General features: G+C 47.9%; 17 protein-coding genes. 7 read left to right on the top strand and 10 right to left on the bottom strand.

What is annotated here, in order from left to right:
* Positions 1 to 81: 81 nt before the first annotated feature.
* Complete coding sequence (locus BTA35_RS11440) at positions 82 to 1,572, top strand: sensor domain-containing diguanylate cyclase (protein WP_078319954.1); 1,491 nt, start codon at positions 82 to 84, stop codon at positions 1,570 to 1,572.
* 5 nt (positions 1,573 to 1,577) lie between these two features.
* Here the strand turns inward: BTA35_RS11440 and BTA35_RS18720 are convergent, their stop codons facing one another.
* From BTA35_RS18720 to BTA35_RS11425, 3 genes are all read right to left on the bottom strand, one after another.
* Positions 1,578 to 2,894 carry a methyl-accepting chemotaxis protein gene (locus tag BTA35_RS18720; protein WP_078319953.1) on the bottom strand — a complete coding sequence of 439 codons (1,317 nt, stop codon included), beginning with the start codon at positions 2,892 to 2,894 and terminating at the stop codon, positions 1,578 to 1,580.
* Between the two features lie 18 nt (positions 2,895 to 2,912).
* A complete protein-coding gene (locus BTA35_RS11430; RefSeq protein ID WP_078319952.1) occupies positions 2,913 to 3,440 on the bottom strand; it encodes a PAS domain-containing protein in 528 nt (175 codons plus the stop codon).
* Between the two features lie 298 nt (positions 3,441 to 3,738).
* A complete protein-coding gene (locus tag BTA35_RS11425; RefSeq protein ID WP_238377572.1) occupies positions 3,739 to 4,482 on the bottom strand; it encodes a DUF599 domain-containing protein in 744 nt (247 codons plus the stop codon).
* 297 nt (positions 4,483 to 4,779) lie between these two features.
* Here BTA35_RS11425 and rarD point away from each other — a divergent pair, with 297 nt between their 5' ends.
* Positions 4,780 to 5,682, top strand: coding sequence for an EamA family transporter RarD (gene rarD, locus BTA35_RS11420; protein ID WP_078319951.1), 903 nt, complete (start codon positions 4,780 to 4,782; stop codon positions 5,680 to 5,682).
* 101 nt (positions 5,683 to 5,783) lie between these two features.
* The gene (locus BTA35_RS17930) at positions 5,784 to 5,957 is read left to right on the top strand and encodes a hypothetical protein (protein ID WP_160055141.1); all 174 of its coding nucleotides are present in this window, start codon (positions 5,784 to 5,786) and stop codon (positions 5,955 to 5,957) included.
* Positions 5,958 to 6,043: 86 nt separating this feature from the next.
* Here the strand turns inward: BTA35_RS17930 and rimO are convergent, their stop codons facing one another.
* Entirely contained in the window at positions 6,044 to 7,366 is a 1,323-nt protein-coding gene (rimO, locus tag BTA35_RS11415) for a 30S ribosomal protein S12 methylthiotransferase RimO (protein ID WP_078319950.1), read from the bottom strand.
* Between the two features lie 144 nt (positions 7,367 to 7,510).
* On the opposite strand from rimO, the gene BTA35_RS11410 reads away from it, so the two are divergent.
* Both BTA35_RS11410 and BTA35_RS11405 read left to right on the top strand, forming a co-directional pair.
* Positions 7,511 to 8,533: a ParB/RepB/Spo0J family partition protein gene (locus tag BTA35_RS11410; protein ID WP_160055144.1), complete on the top strand. Its 1,023-nt coding sequence runs from the start codon at positions 7,511 to 7,513 to the stop codon at positions 8,531 to 8,533.
* Positions 8,534 to 8,653: 120 nt separating this feature from the next.
* Positions 8,654 to 9,037 carry a rhodanese-like domain-containing protein gene (locus BTA35_RS11405; protein WP_078319948.1) on the top strand — a complete coding sequence of 128 codons (384 nt, stop codon included), beginning with the start codon at positions 8,654 to 8,656 and terminating at the stop codon, positions 9,035 to 9,037.
* Positions 9,038 to 9,118: 81 nt separating this feature from the next.
* On the opposite strand, the gene sohB is transcribed toward BTA35_RS11405, so the two are convergent.
* A complete protein-coding gene (sohB, locus tag BTA35_RS11400; RefSeq protein WP_078319947.1) occupies positions 9,119 to 10,183 on the bottom strand; it encodes a protease SohB in 1,065 nt (354 codons plus the stop codon).
* Between the two features lie 179 nt (positions 10,184 to 10,362).
* On the opposite strand from sohB, the gene BTA35_RS11395 reads away from it, so the two are divergent.
* Entirely contained in the window at positions 10,363 to 10,677 is a 315-nt protein-coding gene (locus tag BTA35_RS11395; protein ID WP_078319946.1) for an SCP2 sterol-binding domain-containing protein, read from the top strand.
* 122 nt (positions 10,678 to 10,799) lie between these two features.
* Here the strand turns inward: BTA35_RS11395 and gorA are convergent, their stop codons facing one another.
* Both gorA and BTA35_RS11385 read right to left on the bottom strand, forming a co-directional pair.
* A complete protein-coding gene (gorA, locus tag BTA35_RS11390) occupies positions 10,800 to 12,161 on the bottom strand; it encodes a glutathione-disulfide reductase (RefSeq protein ID WP_078319945.1) in 1,362 nt (453 codons plus the stop codon).
* Between the two features lie 126 nt (positions 12,162 to 12,287).
* Positions 12,288 to 14,219, bottom strand: a complete 1,932-nt coding sequence (locus BTA35_RS11385; protein ID WP_274378427.1) for a propionyl-CoA synthetase — start codon at positions 14,217 to 14,219, stop codon at positions 12,288 to 12,290.
* 447 nt (positions 14,220 to 14,666) lie between these two features.
* Between BTA35_RS11385 and BTA35_RS11380 the strand changes: the two genes are divergently transcribed.
* On the top strand, positions 14,667 to 14,951 hold the full coding sequence (locus tag BTA35_RS11380; RefSeq protein WP_078319943.1) for an ArsR/SmtB family transcription factor: 285 nt from the start codon (positions 14,667 to 14,669) through the stop codon (positions 14,949 to 14,951).
* Positions 14,952 to 15,118: 167 nt separating this feature from the next.
* On the opposite strand, the gene BTA35_RS11375 is transcribed toward BTA35_RS11380, so the two are convergent.
* From BTA35_RS11375 to hutI, 3 genes are all read right to left on the bottom strand, one after another.
* Positions 15,119 to 17,164, bottom strand: a complete 2,046-nt coding sequence (locus tag BTA35_RS11375) for a transglycosylase SLT domain-containing protein (RefSeq protein ID WP_078319942.1) — start codon at positions 17,162 to 17,164, stop codon at positions 15,119 to 15,121.
* Positions 17,165 to 17,493: 329 nt separating this feature from the next.
* On the bottom strand, positions 17,494 to 18,495 hold the full coding sequence (gene hutG / locus BTA35_RS11370; RefSeq protein WP_078319941.1) for a formimidoylglutamase: 1,002 nt from the start codon (positions 18,493 to 18,495) through the stop codon (positions 17,494 to 17,496).
* Positions 18,492 to 19,781 carry an imidazolonepropionase gene (hutI, locus tag BTA35_RS11365; RefSeq protein ID WP_238377571.1) on the bottom strand — a complete coding sequence of 430 codons (1,290 nt, stop codon included), beginning with the start codon at positions 19,779 to 19,781 and terminating at the stop codon, positions 18,492 to 18,494. Before hutI ends, hutG begins: the two co-directional genes overlap by 4 nt.
* Positions 19,782 to 19,850: the final 69 nt, after the last annotated feature.

Genomic DNA, 19,850 nt, shown 5'->3' with positions numbered 1-19,850 from the left:
TTTTTTATATTCTGATTTACCCTCATGGCTTTTCCTACTAATCTATAGAGTGAATTAGTTTAAGCTTGGTGGGAGCGCCTGATGGATCCGGTTATACTAGAAAAATTAGAGAACTGTCAGTCACTTCCTTCTTTGCCGGCTGTTGCATATCAGGTTATTGAGCATGCTAAGTGCAATGACAGTGATTCTGCATTGATAGCCAGTATTCTTGAAAAAGACCCAGCCTTAGCCGCCAAGGTAGTGGCCCTTTCAAATTCGGCAGCCAATATGGGTGCCATGACAATCAACTCTGTCAAAGATGCTATCACACGTATCGGCCTCGATATGACGATGACGCTGGCACTTAGCTTCTCCTTTGCTAAAGCGATGTACGACAAGCAGATCAACACCATGGATCATCAGCTTTTTTGGCGGCGGGCACTCGTTTCCGGGGTTCTGGGGCGTGTTCTGGCGTCTAAAATGGGACAGGTAAAGCCGGAACGTTTCTTCCTTGCAGGCCTGATCCAGGATATTGGCATGCTGGCTTTTAATGAGATTGAAGCAGAGCGCTACGGGGTTCTTTTCCATAGTGCGAAGGAGCACTCAGAGCTGGTTAAGTTTGAGCAGAAAGAGTTTTCTACCGATCACGCAAAACTGGGGGCTTGGCTACTTGCTAATTGGGGTATGCCCGATTTTTATGTCAATTTAGTGAGAAATAGCCACAACGCCATCAACAAAGACACACATATTGATGAGCAAATCGTTATTTTCTCCGGTGACTTCGCCGAGCTTTGGGTACATAAAGAGCCTTCACTTGCCATGGGCCATCTGATTAAGAAAAACAATAAATGCCGACTATTTTCTACCAAAGAAATCAGTGCAATTGTAGATGAGGTATCAAGCCAGCTTCCCGTGCTCAATGAAATTTTTGCAACTGATGTTAAAACACCTTTCTCTATCAGCCGCCTTATTGAAGACGCAAAACAAATACTTGTTGACCGTAACATGAAGCTTATAGGCGATCTTGACAAGGCCCGGAAAGATGCCTCCGAAACCAAAGCCAGTGAAGAACAACTCAAAGAACAGCTTAAAAAAGATATTCTCACCAATGTCTTTAATCGTGCCTATATTGAGATTATTTCGGATCGAGCCTTCAGGCATTCATCTGACAATAGCTGTCCACTATCAGTAATGTTTCTTGATATTGATCACTTCAAGCAGGTTAATGACAGATATGGGCACCAGTCTGGCGATATAGCTCTGAAACAATTTGCTAAAACACTGGTAAAAGCCTCGGGAAAAGGCTGCTACGTGGGGCGTTATGGTGGAGAAGAGTTCGTTATCATTATGCCGGGAATGGCTGCAGATCGCGCCATGGCTATTGCTACAAAAATCAGAAACATTCTCCGGAAGAACCCTCTCCAAGTTTCCCAGAGTGTTAAACTACCAATCTCGGCATCCATTGGAATCGCAACCTTCACGCCTGGTCAACATGAATTCTCGTCTGCGGAGCACTTAATGGACGCTGCGGATAAGACCATGTATCAGGCAAAGAAAAGCGGAAGGGACAGGGCTTTGATTTTTAAGGCATAGCCCTATTAGCACGCTGAGTTTTGCTCCACCGCCTTCAGGCTTAGTATCAGCTGATCTCCAGCGCACTCTCCTCTCCGGTACATATCGACTAGCCTGACGAGTTCAAAACAAGGATCATCAGGTTTTCCGGCTTTACTCTGGATACCCGTCAACCGCACGTCGACAGGTTGTCCCTCTTTATCACCGGACGTAATAATCTCCTCAAGACAAGCATAAATATTTTGCTTAAGAATAACCTGAGCGATGCGTTCAACCGCTGATTCAGCATGCCCGGCAACAAAAATTACTTTTTCGGACGTCTGGACAGAGCTGGTTTCTAAGGCATGGAACAGTTGCAGAAAATCATCAAGCTGATCAGTTACTGCCAGACTCAAAGCATTGCTGCTTTGTGTGGCATCACTAATGGCCGCAACCTGTTCGTTAAGGGCGCTTAGGGCAGAATAGACTTCTGTCGCTGTATCTTTAGTTCGATTAGATAGCTTCTTAACCTCATCAGCAACAACAGCAAACCCCCTACCAGACTGCCCGGCCCTTGCCGCTTCCACAGATGCATTCAGGGCCAGCAGGTTTGTTTGATCCGCAATATCACTAATAAGGTTAAGGGCGCGAGCCACTTCATCACTTACATTATTAAGTGACTCCGCCTGTTTCTGAAGCTGCTTAATCTGTTCTGTTGACTGGTGCAGGTTCTCACTCATTTTTCTGATAGCGCCACTACTGCTTTTAGCAACCTTACTGTTCTCTTTAGCAATACAGTCAACATCTGTAATATCGTTCTGAATAGAACGAATATCGGACTCACTCTGCAGCAAATCCTTACGCAAAGATTGCAGGTTAATATCATGAATCTGTGAGGTCAGTGCGTTTTGCTCAGTAAAGTCCAGGTTCTCTTTGATCGCAAGAATGGCCTGATTGATTGACTTGAGTGATTCAGAAAAATCACCGGGTAATCCAGTAGACTTTGCCTCCCGGGAAAAATCCTGCCTGTTAACCCGTACAAAACAAAGTTTAACTTCCTTGAAATACGTTTCAACAACATCCAACAGCTCATTAACAGCCCAAGCCAATTCAGCGGCAACACCGTAACCCCGGGTATGAGTTGCCCGATGATGCAGCTCGCCTGAAGCCGCATGATTCAGAACCTGAGAAAGTGACTCCAATGTTTTTCGATTGCGCTTATTCCGTCGCAGATACCAGATGAGCGTGGCGTAAAAAAAGATAACCATGGCACCTAATTCAACAGTAAAATCACCCCAAATAAGTGATATCACCAACAACAGAGAAGGGATCAACGAACAGAGAATAAAAACCAGATGCGCCATCTTAACCCACTCCCATTGCTACGAAGCCTGTAACTGCATAACAAAGCGCTCATAGGAAACCTGTTGACTTTCTAACAGCTGCTCAAGGAAGGCCAGAGAGTGGGTACAAGCATTAGCCCTGCTGTATCGATGCTCTATATCAATCATTTTCTGATAAATGGGCTCAATGGTTTTAATCGCATCTGAACTCGGACGTCTCCTGACAGAGAAATACCCCTGAACATGACCGGCCGCATCAAAGTCCGGTGTAATATTAGCAAACACCCAGTAAAAGCCGTGATCAGCAGTATAGTTCTTAACAAAACCAAAGAACTCATGCCCCTGGCGCAATTCCTGCCAAAGGAATTTAAAAATACCTTTGGGCATATCGGGGTGACGAATCATATTGTGAGGTTGATGCAACAGATCTTCTTCATCAAAGCCGGCAATACGCATAAATGTCCGGTTGGCGTAGGTAATTCGGCCCTTAAGGTCTGTTTTAGAAATAATAAGATCATCTGTGTTAAGGAAGACCTCAGTCAAATCAGAAAGTGATTTCGCAAGCATGTCCCTGCCTCTTTATAGTTGTTGTTACAGCCAGACCCACTGAGGGCTTGGCTAATAATGCGCTCAAGGGGGGATTTTTTGAATGACCCATATCAATATAGGGACAATACCTTACCGGCAGCACAACACCATAAAGCAAACTTGTTACATTTTTCTGTCAGAAAACCGACTATACCTAGCTAAATCAACTGCAGAAAAGGCAAAAAAGCCATATACCCACCAATCAGAAGACCAGTAACAGGCAAATCACTATTTGTCTTTTTTGCCACATGGATCACAAAACACAGATCATTAACGTCTAGCGGAAGATTCCTTTAAATTCGATACTGGCATCCCGTGCCGCCAGTAAAGCCTTTAGCGACTTGGAATGAAACTCACGCCGATAAAGCACCAGAACAACCAGTATTGTCGCCAGCATAAAAATATAGGGGTGCCAGAACCAGCAAAGAACAGATAGAGCAAAATAATATGACCTCAACCCATAGTTAAACTGGTTTGCAGCCAGATCAATCAGATCTGCAGCATGTCGGGCATAAGCCTTACGCCCTTGGGGAGTAACATCCTGATCATTCGGATGAGGTGCAGAACCGATCAGAATTGCACAGAAATTATACTGCCGCATAGACCATGTAAATGTGAAAAACGCATAGACAAAAATAACAATCAGAAGCAAAACCTTCAGCTCCCACTCAATTCTTGAGTCAGAGGCTGCGAAAGGTAGCTCTGATAACACTCCCATCGCTTTATCTGTAGCCCCCAGCATTGTAAACAGCGCCGCAAGAATCAAGAGACAACTGGACGCAAAAAAAGAGCCGTTTCGCTCCAGATGGGTCATAATCGTCGTGTCTGCAATTCTTACCTCACGGTCAAGTAATTTGGTCATCCAGTCAACCCGATAAGCGTGCATCACTTTTGCCAGACACACCTCTTTATTCATCGCTTTTTTGGAAAAAAAGTAATACAGCGTCCACCAAAAAACAAACCAGACGAAAGCGATCATATCCTGCACGGACAGATCAAAATAATTTGGTATCAATTGCACAAAAACCCCATTAGAAGACCACAGTATCTGAATAATTATTCCGTATGGCTCACCTGTTCAGGTAACCCGATAATCTTTTATAATACACTTTTTAGTGAAAATCACTTAGCCAGACAAGCTGATTAACTAATTCATTTATCAGTCTTTTTTGCCCCCCTCATTTATAAAAATGGACCTCCTGTGCGCTGACGATACCCATCCCCAGACGCCGTAATCTTGCTGCTGAAAAAAACTAACGTATCCAAGAGATACCCTCAGTGGACCATAAGACCTATAAATACACTCAAGGAACTCATTATGAATTTAAAAATGCTTGGTACAGGTGTACTTGCATACCTGATATGGGGTTGTTTTCCGCTTTTTTTCTCCCTAGTTTCCCATACCCCTCCTTTTGAAGTGATTTCGGCACGTATCGTCTGGTCTTTTCTGCTTTGCCTCTTGCTTGTCATCGGCCTTGGAAAGATGAAGGCACTTAAGTCTGCACTTTCAGTAAAGGCAATGGTTTGGTCCGGTTTAGCGGCAATACTGATATCAACAAATTGGCTGATTTTCGTTTATGCAGTTAGCACCGGCCAAGTGATTCAATCGAGCCTGGGATATTTCCTCACCCCCTTGGTCAGCGTATTTCTTGCCCGTTTTATTCTGAAAGAGCAAATTCGGCCTCTACAAAGCCTCTCCATCGCTCTCGCCTGCATCGCCGTTGCCTTTGAAATTTATCGCGTCGGCAGCCTGCCCTGGATATCTCTAATGCTGGCTTCCAGCTTTGGTCTCTATGGCCTGGTACGTAAACAGGCTCCTTTTGAAACCCTTAACGGCTTGTTTCTGGAAACCGGCTGGTTGGTCATTCCTGCTCTGCTCTTCTTAGTCGCTATTGGCAGTTCCGGGCTTAACCCGTTACCTGCCAAAACAGGCGCTACTATCGACTTATCCGGAACCTATCTGATGCTCTCAGGTATTGTTACCGCGGTTCCTTTATTGCTTTTCTCGGCAGCAGCAAGACAGCTTCCTCTGACTGTGATCGGCTTTATTATGTACATTAACCCAACCATGCAATTTATTACGGCAATTTATATCTTCAAAGAGCCTTTTTCGGGGATGCAGCTCATCGCCTTCTCTCTGATCTGGCTTGCCGTTATTGCATTTTGCTACGATTTGTACCATATACAGCGTAAAAATAAAGTGACACCTGTAAACTCCTGACGCTGTAAAACCGAATTTCCGGGAAGTACTCATATTGAGATCAACGAAAAAAGTGTTACCATTGTGCAATTAAGTAACACTTACATTTTGAGGATCAAACCATGGGCGGCTTTTCAAATCTGTTCGTTAATCTGGCGATGACTGCTGGTGTCGCTATCATCGCGGCGGTAGCATCTGTTACTCCTGATGTCATCCTGCCTGCTGTAGCAATAGCCCCAGCATTGGCTTTGGTTTTTGTGTTGTGGCAGGCTGCGGTTGAACGCCCTACCGTTTAGCCCCAACCGAAAATAGACAGATAAAAAAAGGCTTCATCCCTGCAAAGGATGAAGCCTTTTTTATACCGGAAGGCCGGACCTCAGGTTCAGACCAGCTCAGCCCACAGATCATGATCATCCGCTTCAATGATACGACCCCGTACCACTTGCCCCGGCTCCAGACCACTAACATCCAGAAGATGCACTTCACCATCAATTTCCGGAGCGTCTCCCTTAGTTCGGCCAATGGCACCATCAGGGCCCGCATGGTCGATCAGAATATCCATCTCCTGCCCGATCTTTTCCTGTAGCTTTTCAGCACTGATCTCTGCCTGAACCTCCATAAAGCGCGCCAGACGATCTTCTTTAACCTCTTCCGGAACAGGGTCTGCCAACTCATTGGCCGGCGCACCATCAACCGGGGAATAAGTAAAGCAACCCACGCGATCAAGACGGGCTTCACGCAGGAAGTCCAACAAATACTCAAAGTGCGCTTCGGTCTCGCCAGGAAAGCCAACAATAAAAGTACTGCGAATAACTATTTCAGGGCAGATTTCCCGCCATTTCCTGATCCGCTCCATGGTTTTCTCTGATGCCGCAGGCCGCTTCATCATCTTAAGCACCTCAGGATGGGCATGCTGCAGCGGAATATCCAGATACGGCACAATGGCGCCTTCCGCCATCAGAGGGATCACCGCATCCACACTCGGATAAGGATAAACATAGTGCAGGCGCACCCAAACCCCCAGAGAACCGAGCGCCTCACACAGCTCCTTCAGGCGGGTCTTCATTGGCCGCCCCTGCCAGAAGCCCAGCTTATACTTCTGATCAACGCCGTAGGCACTGGTATCCTGAGAAACAACCAGTAGCTCCTTAACACCTGCATCAACCAGGCGCTGAGCCTCATCCATCACCGAACCCACAGGACGACTGTCAAGATCACCCCGTAACGCCGGAATAATACAAAACGTACAGCGATGATTGCAGCCTTCAGAAATCTTCAGATATGAATAATGACGGGGTGTCAGTTTTACACCCTGGGGCGGAACCAGATCAACAAAGGGGTCGTGGTCTTTCTTCGGTGGCAGATATTCGTGAACAGCTCCAACAACTTGTTCATATTGCTGCGGCCCGGAAACACTCAGCACCTGAGGATAGGCATCAAGAATCTGATCACCATCCGCACCCATGCAACCGGTAACAATTACCTTGCCATTTTCTTCCAGTGCTTCACCGATAGCTGCCAGTGACTCTGCTTTCGCAGCATCAATAAAACCACAGGTGTTCACCACCACGAGACCTGCGCCCTCATAGGATGGAGAGATTTCATAACCTTCAGTACGCAGCTGTGTCAGGATACGCTCAGAGTCAACCAGTGCTTTTGGGCAACCCAGACTGACAAAACCAACTTTAGGATTTTCTGTGGACATTAAGAACCTCGAAAACAGATGACAAAACCCGCGCATTCTACCCCAGTGAAGGTTTTTGGTGTAGTTAAAGTAAGCGCTTTACATCCAAAGGCTTTCGTTAAAAAATGCCCTATACAGCAAACAATCAAAAGCCAGAGGGTCAAGATGCTTTTTAATCTGTTGGATGAAAAAGGTTCGAAACGGAGTTCCGGTGAAGAACAGCCATCACAGGAGTGGGGAACTTCATTACAGGATCAGTTAAAACAACAACCCCTGATTCACCTTCCCGTTGATAAAGTTATACCAGACCCCGACCAACCCCGTAAAAGCTTCGACGACGAGTCTCTGCTGGACCTTGCGCAAAGCATTGAAGAAAATGGCCTGCTGCAACCGATTGTAGTTCAGCCAGAAGATGCTAATGGTAACCACCGAATCATTATGGGTGAGCGTCGATGGCGGGCCCATGATTACGCCGGAAAAGAGTCTATTCCCGCTATCATCCGGCCGGAATCTGACAGTACCGTATTGGCTTTACAGATTATAGAAAACAATCAACGAGAAGATATTGCACCTCTGGAGGAAGCTCGGGCCTTACAACGGCTGGTTGATGTTTCCGGAAATAAAAAGGCGGTCGCCCAGGCTTTAGGCCGTTCTCCCAGCTGGTTATCCAAACGCCTTTCACTCCTAAAGACGCCGGATGTTGTTCAGGTTTTTGCTGACCAACATGCAGTCAAAGATATCAATACCTTAAATAGCTTATCAAAGCTCTATCAGACAGCACCGGACGAAGCACAACAGCTGATGTCGGATGTCACAAAATCTGGCGCTGAAGGCGGTCTTCGCAGTCGGATTGAGCAAAAGCGGCAGCAGTTGCAGGACTCCGTCACCGCGAGTCCACAGAAACCCGTTACCGTAGAAAACCAGGCTTTCGAAAACACCGGAATGCCGCAGGAAGCTACCACAACCGCGAAAAAACCGGCCGCTAAGCCGGATACCCCCCTTAACCAGCAACTTCAGCTACAGCAGCAACTCAGAATGTCCCCACTCAACGCCCTAAAAGGCATTGAAAACCTTGACATGAGTTTTTCTGAAGTCGAACAGCATTTCCGCCGCTACCTGCAGAACTCCGATCTTAATACCGGGTTCCAGGACCTCTGGCTGTCTTTTCTGGATGATATAAAACGTTAGCAACGCTTTAATTAGACAAGTCTTAATAATAAAAGGCATACTAGGCAGGCAGTTTTAACCTCAGCCTTTGCTAAAGCCTGAGATGTAACATTTTGTCACCCGTCAATACAAGAGGTCATCATGGCATTAACCACACAGGATTTTGTAACAGCTGCCAAAGCGGAGATTAATGAGTGCTCCATTCAGGAGGCTTCTGAAAAGCTACAACAGGGTGCGCTGGCGCTGGATGTGCGCGAGCCACAGGAGTTTATGCAAGCTCACCTGCCTTCAGCTATCGATGTACCCCGTGGGGTTCTGGAGTTCAGGGTTGATGCCCATCCGAAACTACAGGATAAAGATCAGGAGATCCTTGTTTATTGCCAAGCGGGTGGCCGGGGTGCATTAGCCACCAAAACACTGCAGGATATGGGCTTTACTCGGGTTACGAATATGCTTGGAGGTTTTGCCGCGTGGTCAGAGGCTGGCTTCGAGCAAACCAAAGATCCGGCCGAATGGAACGAATAAACAGGCTTATAAAACAAAAAGCGGCGGTAAGCTATGCTTTACCGCCGCTGCGATGCTAGTCCACTAGCCCTGCCCTGGCGCTTAACGTTCGATCTCTGTTTTGCGCGCACGGGTCAGAAAACGATCTGCAGTTTTACTCAGACTAAGGGAGACCATTTCACCCAGGCGATCCACCAGTCCGGTTTTAATTTCGTAACTTACCTCATAAACATCGGCATCGTCACAACTCTCCAGCAGATACTCATCACTGGTTTTCAAGCCATCAACCAAGCCCAGTTCCAGAGCCTGCTTACCATACCAAACATCGCCATTCGCAACTTTACTGAGATCCAGGCCCGGGCGCTGCTCATGGATAAAGTCTTTGAATAAGACGTGAGTTTCTTCAAGGTCCTGAACAAACTTCTGCCGTCCTTCCTCGGTATTTTCACCAAATACTGTCATGGTGCGCTTATATTCACCGGCAGTCAGGACTTCATAATCGATATCATGCTTTTTCAGCAATTTATTAAAATTAGGAATTTGCGCAACAACGCCAATAGATCCAATAATAGAAAACGGTGCAGCCAAAATCTTTTTCGCTGTGCAGGCCATCATATAGCCACCGCTGGCCGCCACGGCATCAACACAAACCGTCAGATCAATATTCTTATTGGTGATGCGCTTCAGTTGTGAGGCCGCAAAACCGTAGCTGTGAACCATACCACCGCCGCTTTCCAGCTTGACAACAACCTCATCAATCTCCGGTCGTGCAATGGTCAGTACGGCACTGATCGTTTCCCGTAATGAGTCAACGTCAGAAGCCCGGATATCACCGTCAAAATCCAGAACAAAAACCCGCTTGCGGGCATCTTCAGATTCCGGCTCATCTTTCTTGGTCTTAGCTGCTTTTTTTCTCGCTTTCTCCGCCTTTTTTTCAGCTTTCAGCTCGTGTTCAAAAGCGTGTTTGTCATAAACAGCTTCTTTAACCGCTTTTGTTGTTTCAGAAAGCTTCTCGTTCAGGTGCTCAATCTCAAATTCACCCTCCCCCGGTTTCCGCTTACCCTGAGCAGCGGCAACAACCACAAGGAGAATAGAACCGATAAAAATAATCGCTAATGTCACTGTCTTAGCGAAGAACAAACCATACTCGGAAAAAAATTCGTACACGGATTACCCCACCTCTTTTAATACGCCGGCAAGCATACAGGATGCGTTTCTGACTGTGTATTCTTTCCTGCCAATATTCCGGTTAACAGGGTTGATTCAAACACACGTTTGAAATATGCTCTTCTTACAGATGGTCGCAAGCCGACCAAAACGATAAGAAATCATAAAAGGTAAGCGCTATGACCGATATTGGCAAAGTGATCGAGAATCTGAAGCAAGGTTTTAAGCCTGAGGCCGCTCAGGGTATGGATGAAGTATTTCAGTTTGATATTAAAGATGGTGGTGAGTATTTCATCGAAATAAAAGACGGTGAGTGTAATGTTGGCACCGGCGAACACGATGATCCATCGGTAACCCTAATCATGGACCAGGAGACACTGAAGGGTGTTCTCAGTGGCAGTGTTAACGGTATGACTGCTTTCATGACCGGCAAAATCAAGGCTCAGGGTAATATGATGCTGGCAACAAAGCTCAACTCGCTGTTCGCGATCTGATCGCTGAAGCCAGCATACGGATTAACCCTACACGGGTGCTAATCTGAAAAGGCTCCCTCCGCTTTATAATACATAGCGGAGGGAGCCTTTTTCGTCGGGATGGTTTCGATACAACGCCGGAATTAGTTTCGGCTAACGGTCCGCATGGTCACGAACTCTTCCGCACCCGTTGGGTGAATCCCTACAGTACTGTCAAATATCTCTTTAGTTGCACCAGCCTTAATCGCCACCGCAATACCCTGCATCACTTCACCGGCATCTGTACCCACCATATGGGCCCCGACAACCTTACGGGAATCCGCATCCACGACCAGTTTCATCAGGTGACGCTCATCTGAGCCGGATAAGGTATGCTTCATGGGCCGGAAACCTGCACTGTAGACCTCAATCCTGTCAAACGCCTCCCGCGCTTCCTCTTCCGACATACCTACCGTAGCAATATTCGGGTGACAGAACACTGCAGTTGGGATATTCGTATAATCCATCTGTTTCGCCGGAAGATCCGGCTGAAACTGATTATTCACAAACACCATCGCTTCAGCCAGTGCCACAGGCGTTAACTGCATACGATTGATAACATCCCCTAATGCAAAGACAGAAGGTGCCGAGGTCTGAAATTCATCGTTCACTAAAACCTTGCCACCTTTCCCTTGTTTAATACCAGCTGCATCCAGCTCCAGGCCTTCTGTCTTAGGCACCCGACCCGTGGCACAGAGCACAAGATCGACCTCAAGCGTCTCGCCGTCGGTCAGGGTAACCAATAAGCCGGATGCCTGCTTCTCAACAGACGCAATATTGGTATTCAGGTGGAACTGAACCCCTTTCTTCTGCATCTCTTCCGATGCAAACTGGCGAACCTCTTCATCAAAACCTTTCAGAGGCTGATCTCCCCGGTAGACCAGATGGCTTTCAGCACCAAGTCCGTGGAAAATCCCTGCAAACTCAACCGCAATGTAGCCACCGCCCAGTACCAGCGCCCGTTTAGGGAACTCGTCCAGATAGAAGACGGCATCAGAACTAACCGCATATTCATTGCCGGGGAACTCAGGCATAAACGGCTCGCTGCCAGTGGCAATTAAGATCTTTTCTGCTGAATACGTTGTGCCGTTAACACTAACCTCATGGGCACTTTCAAAATGGGCGTAACCTTCAATCAGACGAACACCTGAATTCACCAACAGGTTATGATAGACACCATTAAGACGTTCAATCTCTTTCGTTTTGTTATCACGTAGTGTTGGCCAATCAAAATCTGAGTGGCTGACACTCCAGCCAAAACCTGCAGCCTGGGCGAACTCTTCATGAAAATGAGAGCCATAGGAAAACAGTTTTTTAGGAACACAACCGATATTGACACAGGTGCCCCCCAGAAAACGGCCTTCTGCTACCGCTACCTTCTTGCCTAAAGCAGCTGCGGTTCGCGCGGCACGTACACCACCGGAACCGGCACCGATCACAAAAAGATCGAAATCAAACTGACTCATATTAACTATCCCTAATTGTTTGGATTTGTAGCAAGTGTATCACAGCACTCCTCTACCTCCAGAAACAGAAAAACCGATCACTAAGATCGGCTTTTCTGATTAAACATCAACGCAGGCGTAGGGAAGTCAGACAGCTTTCCCTGCAACGCCAATATTGTGATCTGCCATGACAGATTCAATCTCCGGCAGACTTGCCGGGTCATCAATCGTTGAAGGTACCTGATAGCTCTTACCATCGGCAATAGAGCGCAAAATGCCTCGCAGAATCTTACCGGAACGCGTCTTAGGCAACCGGTCAACAACGATAGTCTGCTTGTAGCAGGCAATAGCACCAATTTCCTTGCGCACCAGGGCTGCCAGCTCCGCTTCTAATGTTGCATCGTCACCCTCATAACCATCTTTAGTGATCACCAGGCCGACCGGTAACTGGCCTTTAAGCTCATCATTGATACCAATCACAGTACATTCAGCAACACCATCATGGGAGGCAATAATTTCTTCCATCTCGCCTGTTGAAAGACGGTGACCTGCAACATTGATCACATCATCCGTACGCCCCATGATAAAGACATAACCGTCCTCATCAATATAACCGCCATCACCGGTCAGATAATAGCCATCAAAAGTGCTCAGGTAAGAACTCTGGAAACGCTGAGGATCGCCATAAACCGTTGCTAAGCAACCCGGCGGCATGGGTAGTTTAATACAGACACTACCCTGCTCTCCTGCGGGCATCTGGTTGCCTTTGTTGTCCAGAATCTGAACATCAAAGCCAGGGGTTGGCACAGTAGCCGACCCGGCTTTAGCAGGGCGAGGCTCAATACCCATCTGGTTGGACGCGATGGCCCAACCGGTTTCTGTCTGCCACCAGTGGTCAACCACAGGCACACCAACCAACTCCTGCAACCAGTGGAACGTAGGCGGGTCGAGACGCTCCCCGGCCAGGAAAAGATTTTTCATCGATGAGATATCGTAGTTTTTCAGCAGTAGCCCGTCCGGGTCTTCTTTCTTAACCGCACGAAAAGCCGTCGGAGCTGTGAAGAAGGCCTTAATCTTATACTCTTCAATCAATCGCCAGAAAGCACCACAATCCGGCGTGCGAACCGGTTTACCCTCGTAAACAACCGTAGTGCAGCCTGCCAGTAGCGGTGCATAAACAATATAGGAGTGACCCACAACCCAGCCCACATCGGACGCAGCCATAAAGACTTCACCAGGGTTCATATCGTAAATCGCTTTCATACTGTATTTCAGTGCAACAGCATGACCACCATTATCACGAACAACCCCTTTTGGCTTACCCGTTGTGCCCGAGGTGTACAGAATATAGAGAGGATCCGTAGCCTTAACCGAAACACAGTCCACGGGCTCCGCGCCGGCAACCAGAGACTGCCAGTCGTAATCCCGCCCCTCAATCAGCTCTGCTTTTTCCTGCGGGCGCTGCAGCAATACACAGAAATCAGGTTTATGCTCAGCCAGTTCAATAGCCTTATCCAGCATCGCCTTATAAGGAATAACCTTTTGGATCTCGATACCGCATGAGGCTGAAATAATCGCCTTAGGTTTAGCGTCATCAATACGAACGGCCAGCTCGTGGGGTGCAAAGCCACCAAATACAACAGAATGGACAGCGCCCAGGCGAGCACACGCCAGCATCGCGACCAATGCTTCCGAAACCATTGGCATATAGATAATCACCCGATCACCTTTGCCAACGCCCTTGGCTGCAAGGCCACCTGCAAACGTTGCAATCTCAGTCTGCAGCTCTTTATAGGTGATCGATTTTTTAACACCGGTCACGGGTGAATCATAATAAACCGCAATCTGATCACCACGGCCATTCTCAACATGGTAGTCAACGGCCGCATAGCAAGTATTGAGTTCACCATCAATGAACCAGCGGTCCGTGCCAAACTCATCTTTACCAAGAATTTGGCTTGGTTTGGTGTACCAAGGGATATCGGCGGCTTTTTCCGCCCAGAACAGTTCAGGTTGTTGTATCGATTTTTCGTATTGTGCCTGATAGGTCATGTGGCAAGACCTCTTTTTAGTTGTTATAGGTGAGTTGTATGAGCTTAGTCATCGACATTTGAGGGATTTGGCAATTGTCGACAAAACTCCTTTAAATCGTCGACAACTTTAATGGATAAAGTCCCTCTTGAAACTAAGACAAAAGGTGCATCCCGCTGAGAAGCCTATAAAATATAGGCTGATGGCTGTAGGCACCATTCGTGAATTTTGTTAACTGTCGACAAAGAAACCATAAGCCACTTCTAATACTAAAGGCCACACCGCGTAGTGTTGACAATCGAATATATAATTATCAGTTTGCTTTCATGCTGATGTAACTCCCTTTATAATCATTCTTATTACGGTAATGAAACTGTTTTTTTGTTGATCTCCGTAAAATATACTAATATTAATTACAACTAAATTAGTTCTAGCGAGTTATAAACGATGGCAATTTTCGAGGAATCAGTCCAAGAAAACGTTGATCTAGTGGCAATGCGTGATAATGCCAAGGAAGCTACCGCACTGTTAAAAGCACTGGCCAACGAAAACCGTCTAATGATTTTGTGCTACCTGGATGGCAAAGAGTTATCCGTCAGTGAGCTTAACGAATCATTAGACCTGAGTCAGTCTGCACTTTCACAGCACCTGGCAGTTCTACGCCGCGACGAGCTGGTCAAAACCCGTCGTGAATCTCAAACTATCTACTATTCGCTTAACGGTGATCGCGCGAGTACAGTTATCCGAACTCTGCATCAGATGTATTGCCCCACGTCATAGTAGCTTCCCAAAAAAAATGGCCCTGCACACAACACAGGGCCATCCTTCTTGAACACTTCTTCGTTTCAATAACCATTACGCAAGAACGGGCTAGTCACGCCGTGCTGACAGAAGGTAGCCAACCTCTTTGTTACATACCTTAATTTACAGCCCTCTGGTCACGTCAATTAGTCCGCTACCACAGCACCGTCATCATTTAAAAAATTCAGAGCCAGCAGCTGACGCTCACTATCGTCCAACAGGCGGGTTGGCCGATTAGCCATCATGTCGTACACCACACCATACTCCAGTACACGCTGAACATAGGTTCGGGTTTCTTTATAGGGTATAACCTCCACCCAGATATCAAGCGGCAAGTGCCCCCGTTTCTTTAACCATCCCTTAACCCGGTAAGGGCCTGCATTATACGCTGCAGTCGCATAAATCCGGCTGCCATCGAACCTATCCAGCATCTGTGCTAAATAGGCTGTTCCCAATGCAATATTGGTTGCCGGATTATAAAGCTCTTTTATCGCTGACAGATTCTGACGAATCTTTTTAGCCGTCTGCCGGGCTGTTTTAGGCATCAGCTGCATCAGTCCCATAGCACCAACGCCAGAGCGGGCAAGAGGATTAAAAGCACTTTCCTGGCGGGTAATAGACAGAGCCCAGTTCAGGGGAATATTCCGCTGACGGGTTGATTGCTGATACAGTTCAGCGTATTCCAGCGGGAAACGCAGCTGCAGATCATTCCATTTACGCACCTGGGCTGCACCGGCAATGGCTTGTGAGTGCCACTCCCAACTGCCCGCCAAATGGGAAAGCGCATACTTTTGTTCTGCATTTAAGGTTGGAAACAGTAGGTTCCACTCCTGGCGAGCATAGTTAAACTGCTCCAACTGAATGAGTTCATACATGCGCCGGACTGAAGGCAATAACAGAAGATTTTGCTGCAAACTGGCAGAAAAAGATGCCGGTTCATAATTCAGGGTGAAGGGTTGTCCAAGCTGCTCCGAAGCCAAAAAGCCATAATAGCTACGATCTACAGCAATTCTGGAAAAGCGTTCATTCTGGGACTGACCGGTTATATTCTGCTCTGCCACTGCCTGCCAATACTGCCAGCGACTGGTCAACTGCTGCTCTTCCGGTAATTTATCAATTAGTAGCTGAACCTGCGGCCAGTCCTGTTGACTCAAGGCCAAACGAATGCGCCACTCCGTGATCTCTGCATCCTGAAAGTCAGGGTCGATCTTAGCCACTAACTCAGGCGCATCATCATAGAAACGCAAAGCCAAACGAATCCCCAGATAATGATTAAGCTTCGCCTTCTGTTCTGGAGTAAAGTTCAAATGATCCCGCAGGGAAAGCCAGCGGCGGGCCGCCAGGCGCATATCTTTCTGGGCCAGCCGTCGTACCGCATAATCCACAATAATACGATGGGTGTGATCAGAAGAAGAGAACGACTTCCGTGTCAACCAGCGTTCAGGATGGCTGCGCACCTGCCATAAAAGGGCCGTTTTTTTTCTGCCTGCGGATTGACTGATTTTTTTCTCAGCATAGCGTGCGAGAGAAAAGTTACGCTCCTTAACCGCATTCCAGAAACGGGTTTCAGCAACCGATGACGTCAGGCCGCCCTGGCGTTGCCAGAAGGCAAAAACAGCGTCACAGCTTTTAGGCTGTGATCTGCCCTGTATCCAAAGCTCAGTCACCTTATCAAGATGCTTGGCAAGAGAACCTTGCTTCATCTCAGCCTTGAGCATCAGGCACTTGTAGTGACTTCCCCTCGGCGGGAATAGCTGATATGACTGGCGGTATCCTGCCCAGTCATTACGCGCTGCCAGTGTATTCAACCACTTTTGCTGTAACGTCTCAGTTACCGGTAGATCCATATTCTGCTCAACAAAGCGGTTAACCTCACGGGCGTTCAATGATTCCAGCTGCCGGGAGATCATCCGAGCTTCCAGATAAGGTTTCAGCGGATAGTCATCCAGTGCACTGAGGTTCTTACGGGCCTGAGATAACCGCCCTTTGCCGACCTGATCATAAAGCTGCTCAAAAAGCTGACGCTGTTCCGCTAGTTGTTCATTGTTCTGCAAAGCCGCAAATGACGGTTGAGCAGTCATCAATAAGGCGGTAAAAGCGCCCAATAAATACCGCTGCCCAATGCGACGGGCACGGGACATAAAGTTCGGTTCATGGGCCTGCGTTAAAGCATCTGGCCAGAGTTGCTGCATGGGTGTCTCCTTAAACCTTCTGAAACCTGACCTGAGTACAGGATCAGCCGTTACCCTGATAATTTCCCGATGAACTGAATAAGCATCGGAAATGACACATCAAACGCAATAACGGGCGTTCAGAAGTTATTGTTTTAAACCGAATAAAGCTATTGAAACACATCAGGCTCAATAATTATGCAGGATAAATATAACAATAGCTCAAATTCAGCTTTAGCTTTAGCTTTAGCTTTAGCTTTAGCTTTAAAAGAGTCTACAAAAAAGCGTGGCCGGAGGACACAACACACTAAAAATAAACCTGAAACAGCCATAAGGCTGCTTCTATACGGTTACCTGGCCAGCTCCTGGGGTAACTCCTGGGTAAGCTCCTGACTAATCTCCGCCACCAGCCTCGCAGCCAGTCTGGCGGTGCGGTCATCGTCATCCAACAATGGGTTGCACTCAGCGATATCCGTCAGCACCACCGGGACATGTGCTGCAGCGGCGTCTTGCAGGATCAGGCGGATGATTTCACATCCGGTCACCGCATCCAGCCCCATAACGGACGGCGCGCTGACACCCGGAGCTACGGCCACACTGAAGGCATCCAGACAGATCGTCAGATAGAGGTAATCCAGCTCTGCCAGATAGTCCTTCATGTCCTGACGAATCGCTTCCAGATCCGTGGCTTTACAATCACGATCCAGACGCCATTTAACTCCCTGCTCGCGGGCAAATTCAAACAACGCCTGAGTATTAGCCGTTTCGTTAACGCCGATGCAGTAGTAATGAAATGCTTTGCTCTTGGCATGACACCATTGAGCAATCTGGCGAAACGGCGTGCCTGAACTGGGCTGAATATCCGGATTGCGCAGATCCAGATGCGCATCCAGATTGACAATACCAATACGGGCACTCTTCTCTTTAGCGTAAATATGCTGTGCCACGCCCTGATAACTGCCCAAGGCGATCTCATGACCACCACCCAGTACAACAGGTTTAAGGCCATTATCCAGCAGGAAGGTGATTTTATCCGCCAGCTGATTTTGCGCGACCTCCATTGACGCATCATCACAACGGATATCACCCGCATCCCAGGCTTTAACCGGCAGGTGCCAGGCGGCATTGGACAATGCCCGACGAATGGCAGCCGGGCCTTCTTTGGCTCCCTGACGCCCTTTATTCCTGCGCACGCCTTCATCACAGGCAAAACCCAGAATGGCAATGCTACCCGACTCAACACCGTCCGCGGGTAATGGGCTGATCTCCTGATGCCAGCGCGTGCTGACACCAGTCTCTTCACTATCAACCCGACCAGCCCATACCGTCATATCTGCGGGGTTATCGGTCATGGATTCACTCCGTTTCTTTTCGCGTCTTGCCCCGCCAGCCAGATTTTTTCTGGACGATGCATATTAATGCCGTAGCTGAGTTCACTGGGGTGCTCGATTGGCCACAACACCAGATCCGCGTCATAACCCACTTTAAGTACACCTTTGCTGTTTTCTAACCCCAATGCCTTTGCGCCATGACAGGTGGTGCCCGCCAGTGCCTGCTCCGGTGTCATGCCAAATAACACACAGCTCTGATTCATTGCGAGCAGCAGAGATGCCACAGGCGATGTTCCCGGATTCAGGTCCGTTGAGACCGCCACCGGAATATTGTGTTCAAACAGCGCTTTTATCGGTGGCAGTTGCGTCTCTTTCAGGCAATAAAAGGCGCCTGGCAGCATCACAGCAACGGTTCCGGCCTGCTTTAAAACCGGTAAATCTTCTTCCGCGAGATATTCCAGATGATCGACAGACAAGGCATTAAACTCTGCCGCCAGTACCGCCCCTTTGAGATCACTCAGCTGTTCAACATGGCCTTTTACCGGCAAGTCGTGTTTTACCGCCGCTTCGAATAAGCGTCGGGTCTGCTCGGGAGAGAAACCAATACCTTCACAGAACACATCCACCGCATCGGCCAGTTTCTGCTCGGCTACTAAGGGCAACATGCCATTGATCACAATATCCAGATAGGTATCCGGGTCATGTTTGTACTCGGCAGGAACCGCATGGGCCCCCAGAAAGGTTCGTTTGATCGTCAGCCCGGTATGTTCTGCCAGCTGACCCGCCACCCTCAGCATTCTCAGCTCAGTGTCAGTATCAAGGCCATAGCCTGATTTGATCTCAACCGTTGTCACTCCTTCAGCCATCAGACGTTGTAAACGCTTTAAACCTGAAGCAAATAAATCTTCATCAGAAGCCGCTCTGGTGGCGATCACGGTACTGACAATGCCGCCGCCTTTACGGGCAATCTCTTCATAAGACACACCCTGTAAACGCCACTCAAATTCACGGGCACGACTGCCGCCATAAACCAGATGCGTATGGCAATCGATCAGCCCCGGTGTCAGCCAACCTTTCTGTCCATCTATCCGTTCAATCGCGTCAAACTCGGGAGCATCTGCTGCCGCCCCGACCCAGCTGATTCGCCCAGCCGTGACAGCCAACACACCATCTTCTAACCGGCCATAGTGAGATACCGGGTCTGGCGTTTCGTAATCCATTGTCGCTAAAGACACGTTGTGTATTAAAAGGTCACAGCGATGAGCACCAGTATTGCTCTGATTCATCACGGTATCTCTAATTGTCATAAGACACTCTCTTTCTTATCACTTTATGGCGACCCGGGCTCGGGTGCTTTTACTTACAGGTGAGACAGG

This window comes from Oceanospirillum linum, from assembly GCF_001995095.2.
Taxonomy (GTDB): Bacteria; Pseudomonadota; Gammaproteobacteria; order Pseudomonadales; family Halomonadaceae; genus Oceanospirillum; species Oceanospirillum linum.
The sequence above is the reverse complement of the archived record's forward strand: the minus strand, read 5'-3'. Positions and strand labels throughout refer to the sequence as shown.

Bases quoted from the DNA above. Each gene is read 5' to 3' on its own strand.
- BTA35_RS11440 (WP_078319954.1), top strand. From the start codon at position 82: ATGGATCCGGTTATACTAGAAAAATTAGAGAACTGTCAGTCACTTCCT.
- BTA35_RS18720 (WP_078319953.1), bottom strand. From the start codon at position 2,894: ATGGCGCATCTGGTTTTTATTCTCTGTTCGTTGATCCCTTCTCTGTTG.
- BTA35_RS11430 (WP_078319952.1), bottom strand. From the start codon at position 3,440: ATGCTTGCGAAATCACTTTCTGATTTGACTGAGGTCTTCCTTAACACA.
- rarD (WP_078319951.1), top strand. From the start codon at position 4,780: ATGAATTTAAAAATGCTTGGTACAGGTGTACTTGCATACCTGATATGG.
- BTA35_RS17930 (WP_160055141.1), top strand. From the start codon at position 5,784: ATGGGCGGCTTTTCAAATCTGTTCGTTAATCTGGCGATGACTGCTGGT.
- rimO (WP_078319950.1), bottom strand. From the start codon at position 7,366: ATGTCCACAGAAAATCCTAAAGTTGGTTTTGTCAGTCTGGGTTGCCCA.
- BTA35_RS11410 (WP_160055144.1), top strand. From the start codon at position 7,511: ATGCTTTTTAATCTGTTGGATGAAAAAGGTTCGAAACGGAGTTCCGGT.
- BTA35_RS11405 (WP_078319948.1), top strand. From the start codon at position 8,654: ATGGCATTAACCACACAGGATTTTGTAACAGCTGCCAAAGCGGAGATT.
- BTA35_RS11395 (WP_078319946.1), top strand. From the start codon at position 10,363: ATGACCGATATTGGCAAAGTGATCGAGAATCTGAAGCAAGGTTTTAAG.
- gorA (WP_078319945.1), bottom strand. From the start codon at position 12,161: ATGAGTCAGTTTGATTTCGATCTTTTTGTGATCGGTGCCGGTTCCGGT.
- BTA35_RS11380 (WP_078319943.1), top strand. From the start codon at position 14,667: ATGCGTGATAATGCCAAGGAAGCTACCGCACTGTTAAAAGCACTGGCC.
- BTA35_RS11375 (WP_078319942.1), bottom strand. From the start codon at position 17,164: ATGCAGCAACTCTGGCCAGATGCTTTAACGCAGGCCCATGAACCGAAC.
- hutG (WP_078319941.1), bottom strand. From the start codon at position 18,495: ATGACCGATAACCCCGCAGATATGACGGTATGGGCTGGTCGGGTTGAT.
- hutI (WP_238377571.1), bottom strand. From the start codon at position 19,781: ATGACAATTAGAGATACCGTGATGAATCAGAGCAATACTGGTGCTCAT.